Origin of the sequence: Actinomadura sp. BRA 177, assembly GCF_013372625.1 — a bacterium.
Classification (GTDB): domain Bacteria; phylum Actinomycetota; class Actinomycetes; order Streptosporangiales; family Streptosporangiaceae; genus Spirillospora.
Window position 1 is genome coordinate 1 of the sequence record NZ_JABXFD010000186.1, and the last position, 5,536, is coordinate 5,536.

Sequence of the window (5,536 nt, forward strand, 5' to 3'; positions counted from 1 at the left end):
AATGTGTATAAGAGACAGCCCGGAGGCACCGGCGGCGGCCGGGGCGCCGGCAGCGATCGTCGCGGGCGGCCTGGCCGTGCACGCACGGCAGTGGCCGGCGGACGGGCTAGCGGACGGGCAGGCCCGTGATGGTGCGGCCGATGACGAGGCGCTGGATCTCCGAGGTGCCCTCGAAGATCGTGAAGATCTTGGAGTCGCGGTGCATGCGCTCCACCGGGTACTCGCGGGTGTAGCCGTTGCCGCCGAGGATCTGGATGGCCTCCTCGGTGACGTACACCGACATCTCGCTGGCCATGAGCTTGGCCATCGAACCCTCGGCGTTGGCGAAGTCCTTGCCGGTGCGGGCCATCCAGGCGGCGCGCCACACCATGAGGCGCGCGGCGTCCAGGCGGGTCTTCATGTCGGCGAGCTTGAAGGCGATGGCCTGGAAGTCGCCGATCTTCTTGCCGAACTGCTCGCGCTCCTGCGCGTACTGCAGGGCGTAGTCGTAGGCGGCGCGGCCGACGCCGAGCGCCATCGCGCCGACGGACGGGCGGGTCGTCTCGAACGTCTTCAGCGCGGCCTGGCCCTTGGACCGCTTGCCCTCGCGGGTGCGCGCGATGCGCTCGTCGAACTTCTCCTTGCCGCCGACGATCAGGTGCGACGGGACGCGCACATCGTCGAGGACGACCTCGGCGGTGTGCGAGGCGCGGATGCCGTGCTTCTTGAACTTCTGGCCTTGCTTCAGGCCCGGGGTGTTCGGCGGGACGATGAAGCTGGCCTGGCCGCGGCTGCCCAGCTCGGGGTACACCGACGCCACGATCACATGGACGTCGGCGATGCCGCCGTTGGTCGCCCAGGTCTTGGTGCCGTTCAGCACCCACTCGTCCTTGGCCTCGTCGAAGACGGCGCGGGTGCGGATCGAGCCCACGTCGCTGCCGGCGTCGGGCTCGGACGCGCAGAACGCGCCGAGCTTGACGTCGTCGGCGCTGCCGAACATCTGCGGCACCCACTCGGCGGTCTGCTCCGGGGTGCCCACGGCGGCTACGGACGCGGCGGCGAGGCCGGTGCCCACGATGGAGAGGGCGATGCCCGCGTCGCCCCAGAACAGCTCCTCGAACGCCACCGGGATGCCGAGGCCGGTCGGCTCCAGCCACTGGGTGGCGAAGAAGTCGAGCGAGTAGATACCGACCTTGGACGCCTCCTGGATCAGCGGCCAGGGGGTCTCCTCGCGCTCGTCCCACTCCTCGGCCGCCGGGCGGATCACGTCCCTGGCGAACTCGTGCACCCAGTCCCGGACCTCACGGACGTCCTCGCTGGGCTCCAGGGAGAACGGCGTCTGCTCCGCGCTCGTCATGATTATTCGACCCTCTCTCCAATATCGCTGTTACCAACGGTAGCACCATTCGGCGTTACCGCGGGTAACACCGTGGCCGGAGTCACCAGGGGGCTACCGGCGCCCCGGGGAGAACGAGCGGGCGGCGGCGTAGCCGGGGACCTCGATCATCGGCGGGCGCTCCCCCACCGCGACGTCGGTCGTGCGGGCGTCATGGCCGTGCGGGCCGCGGTGGAACCGGGTGAGCGCGGTGGACGGCGCCTCGAGCGGGACCATCCTGCCGTGCCGCTCCAGCCGCGACCAGGCGGTCAGCATGATCTGCCCGGACATCGCGCCGAGCGCCTCGGTGGACTGGTGCGCGTGCACCCGGCGGCCGAGGTCGACCTGGGCGATCGCGTCCAGGCCGGAGTCCTGGTAGACGTCCAGCAGCAGGCCGAGCTCCACGCCGTAGCCGGTGACGAACGGGAGCCGCTCCAGCAGCGCGCGCCGCCCGGCGTACTCGCCGCCGAGCGGCTGCATGACGCCGGCGAGCAGCGGCCAGTGCATGTTGATCAGCGGGCGCGCGACCAGCTCGGTGACCCGGCCGCCGCCGCCCTCGACCCGGTGCTCGCCGTCCACGAGCGGGCGGTCGTAGCAGCCCTTGACGTAGCCGACGGACGGGTCGGTCAGCAGCGGGCCGAGCAGCCCGGTGACGTAGGACGAGGTGAACTCGCGCAGGTCGGCGTCCACGAACACCAGCAGGTCGCCCGACGTCGCGTACAGCGACTTCCACAGCGCCTCGCCCTTGCCGGACATGCGGCCCTGCCCGGGCAGGACGGCGTCCTGCGCGACCACCTCGGCGCCCGCGGCGGCGGCGACGGCGGCGGTCCGGTCGGCTGAGCGGGAGTCGACCACGAAGATCTCGTCCACCAGCGGGACGCGCTCGACCAGGTCGGTCCGGATGGCCGCGACGATCGCGCCGACCGTGGCCTCCTCGTCCCGCGCGGGCAGCACGACGCTGATCCTGATGTCGCCCTTGGCAGCGAGCAGGAGGCGCGGCGGCCAGTCCTCCGCCGTGCTCGTGCGGCGGTCCGACCACGACGCGACCTCGGGCAGCACGCGCTCTCCCTCCCCTCTGGGGCCGGCCCTTCCGGGACCGGACGTCCCCTCACCTACAGGGAACGCCAGATCCTCCCAGATCATTCACCGGCGGCGTGCTTGTCGAGGAACTCGTAGACGTCGGCGTCGTCCACGCCGGGGAACGCGCCGGGCGGCAGGACGGACAGGACGTGCGAGTGCGCGCGCGCCGACGGCCAGGCCATGCCCTCCCAGCGGTCCGACAGCTCCTTGGGGGGACGCTGGCAGCAGTCGCCGTCCGGGCAGGCCGACTTGACCCGCCGGGTCGTCTCCCGGCCGCGGAACCAGCGCGAGTCCTCGAACCGGACGCCGAGCGTGATCGCGAAGTCGCGCTCGTGGCTGGGGTCTATGTGCGACAGGCACCAGTACGTCCCCTTGGGGGTGTCGGTGTACTGGTAGTAGACGGAGAAGCGGTCCGCGGCGCCGAACACGTGCCGGCCGGCCCACTCGCGGCACATCCGCTGGCCCTCGATCGCGCCGTCCTCGTCCTGCGGGAAGGCCAGGCCGTCGTTGGCGTACGCCTTGTAGATGGTGCCGTTCTCGTCGTTCTTGGTGAAGTGCAGCTGCAGGCCGAGGTGGTGGGTCGCCATGTTGGTGAAGCGGTGCGCGGCCATCTCGTAGGAGACGGAGAAGACGTCCGCCAGGTCCTCCACGGACAGCTCCCGCGCCAGCTTGGCCTCCTGCAGGAACGGGACGACGCTGCGCTCGGGCATCAGGATCGCCGCGCCGAAGTAGTTCGCCTCGACGCGCTGCCGCAGGAAGTCGGCGAAGTCGCGCGGCTGGTCGTGGTCGAGCGCGATGTGCCCGAGCGTCTGCAGCAGGATCGTCCGCGGCGTGTGCATGCCGAGCTGCTCGCGCTCCAGGTAGATCCGCCGGTTGCGCAGGTCGGTGACGGAACGGACGGAGCGCGGCAGGTCCTGGACGTACTGGAGGCTGAAGCCGAAGTGGCCGACCAGCGTCATCAGCAGGCCCTGCGACACCGCGCCGCGCCGGTACCCGACCGAGTCGAGGGTCTGGGACGCGACCCGCTCGATGTCGGCGAAGTGGTTGCCGCGCTCGTGCATCTGGCGGCGCAGCTCGGCGTTGGCCTTGCGCGCCTCCTCCGGGCTGGCGGTCGGCTTGGTGCGGCTGCGTTTCAGCTCGCCGTACAGGGCGAGGATGTGCTCGATGACCTCGTTCGGCATCCGCTTGCCGACCTTCAGGTGCGACAGGCCGAGCGTCCGGTAGAGCGGGTCGCGCTGCGCCTCCTCCAGCTGGATCTCCAGCTGGGCGCGGCGGCTCGGCGGCTGCCGGCGCAGCAGCTCCTCCACCGGGCACTCCAGCGCGGCGGCGAGGGACTGCAGCAGCGTCAGCTTGGGCTCGCGCCGGCCGTTCTCCAGCAGGGACAGCTGGGACGGGGCGCGGCCGACGCGCTCGCCGAGCTCCGACAGCGTCAGCCCCCGGCCGCGGCGCAGATGCCGGAGCCGCTGCCCGAAGGTGACGAGGTCTACGTCACTCGTCAAGTTGAGGGGTTCTTCTTGTCGCAAGGTCGTCACGGCTTCATGGTAGCGGAAATTTCGCAGTTCTTTCGTTACTCACGAGTTCATTTAGGGGTTGCGACCGGGGCATAGTCGTTGCAAGCACCCAGGGGACGACACGGAAGGGCGAGATCATGAGCGACAGTCGCCTCAAGGGCGCAGCCGAGGAGCTGCAGCGACAGTGGGAGAGCGACGCCCGGTGGAACGGCGTCGAGCGGACCTACACGGCCGAGGAGGTCGTGCGGATCCGCGGTTCGGTCCAGGAGGAGCACACCCTCGCGCGCCTCGGCGCCGAGCGGCTGTGGAAGCTCCTGCACGAGGAGGACTACGTCCACTCCCTCGGCGCGCTGACCGGGCTGCAGGCCGTCCAGCAGGTCAAGGCCGGCCTCAAGGCCATCTACCTGTCCGGCTGGCAGGTCGCCGCCGACGCCAACCTGGCGGGCCAGACCTACCCGGACCAGAGCATCTACCCGGCGAACTCGGTTCCGGCCGTGGTCCGCCGCATCAACAACGCGCTGCTGCGCGCCGACCAGGTGCAGTGGGCCGAGGGCGAGGGCGACACGCACTTCCTCGCCCCGATCGTGGCCGACGCCGAGGCCGGCTTCGGCGGCGTGCTGAACGCCTTCGAGCTGATGAAGGGCATGATCGCCGCGGGTGCGGCGGGCGTGCACTGGGAGGACCAGCTGGCCTCCGAGAAGAAGTGCGGCCACCTGGGCGGCAAGGTCCTCATCCCGACCTCGCAGCACATCAAGACGCTCAACACGGCCCGCCTCGCGGCGGACATCTCGGGCGTTTCGTCCCTGATCATCGCGCGGACCGACGCCGAGGCCGCGACCCTGATCACGACGGACGTGGACGAGCGCGACCGCGAGTTCACCACCGGCGAGCGCACCGCCGAGGGCTTCTACCGGGTCCGCAACGGCATCGAGCCCTGCATCGCCCGCGCCAAGGCCTACGCGCCGTACTCCGACCTCATCTGGATGGAGACCGGCACCCCGGACCTGGAGCAGGCCCGCAAGTTCGCCGAGGCGGTCAAGGCCGAGTACCCGGACCAGATGCTGGCCTACAACTGCTCGCCGTCCTTCAACTGGAAGGCGCACCTGGACGACGCGACCATCGCCAAGTTCCAGCGCGAGCTCGGCCACATGGGCTTCAAGTTCCAGTTCATCACGCTGGCCGGGTTCCACGCGCTGAACTACAGCATGTTCGACCTCGCGCACGGCTACGCCAGCGACGGCATGAGCGCCTACGTCGAGCTGCAGGAGCGCGAGTTCGCGGCGGCCGAGAAGGGCTTCACCGCGGTCAAGCACCAGCGCGAGGCCGGCACCGGCTACTTCGACATGGTCAGCACCGCGATCAACCCCGACTCGTCCACCACGGCCCTGAAGGGCTCCACGGAAGAGGGCCAGTTCCACTGATCCGGCCCGCTCTTCCGGTCTGATCCCCCCTCGAACCCCGAAGGCCCCCGCGCCCTACACCTGTCTCTCATACACATCCCCGAGCCCACGCGACGGACTCCGACCTCGTATGCCGACTTCCGCTCGCACAAAAAAACAAACCACACCCAAATCCGTCTTCGACTAGCAAA

The 5,536-nt window shown here is 70.2% G+C and carries 4 protein-coding genes; 1 reads left to right on the forward strand and 3 read right to left on the reverse strand.

The window, feature by feature from the left end; genetic code table 11:
• Nucleotides 1-106: 106 nt before the first annotated feature.
• From HUX53_RS06370 to HUX53_RS06380, 3 genes are all read right to left on the reverse strand, one after another.
• Nucleotides 107-1,336 (reverse strand): acyl-CoA dehydrogenase family protein, encoded by a 1,230-nt coding sequence (locus HUX53_RS06370; RefSeq protein ID WP_176402231.1) that lies wholly within the window; start codon nucleotides 1,334-1,336, stop codon nucleotides 107-109.
• Between the two features lie 93 nt (nucleotides 1,337-1,429).
• The gene (locus HUX53_RS06375) at nucleotides 1,430-2,413 is read right to left on the reverse strand and encodes a glucosyl-3-phosphoglycerate synthase (RefSeq protein WP_176402232.1); all 984 of its coding nucleotides are present in this window, start codon (nucleotides 2,411-2,413) and stop codon (nucleotides 1,430-1,432) included.
• A gap of 80 nt (nucleotides 2,414-2,493) precedes the next feature.
• Nucleotides 2,494-3,933 carry an XRE family transcriptional regulator gene (locus HUX53_RS06380; RefSeq protein WP_176402233.1) on the reverse strand — a complete coding sequence of 480 codons (1,440 nt, stop codon included), beginning with the start codon at nucleotides 3,931-3,933 and terminating at the stop codon, nucleotides 2,494-2,496.
• Nucleotides 3,934-4,082: 149 nt separating this feature from the next.
• On the opposite strand from HUX53_RS06380, the gene aceA reads away from it, so the two are divergent.
• The gene (gene aceA / locus HUX53_RS06385; protein ID WP_176402234.1) at nucleotides 4,083-5,366 is read left to right on the forward strand and encodes an isocitrate lyase; all 1,284 of its coding nucleotides are present in this window, start codon (nucleotides 4,083-4,085) and stop codon (nucleotides 5,364-5,366) included.
• The last annotated feature ends 170 nt before the right edge of the window (nucleotides 5,367-5,536 follow it).

What these genes read in the sequence shown, in the direction of transcription:
- aceA (WP_176402234.1), top strand. Translation starts at nt 4,083, where the DNA reads ATGAGCGACAGTCGCCTCAAGGGCGCAGCCGAGGAGCTGCAGCGACAG.
- HUX53_RS06370 (WP_176402231.1), bottom strand. Translation starts at nt 1,336, where the DNA reads ATGACGAGCGCGGAGCAGACGCCGTTCTCCCTGGAGCCCAGCGAGGAC.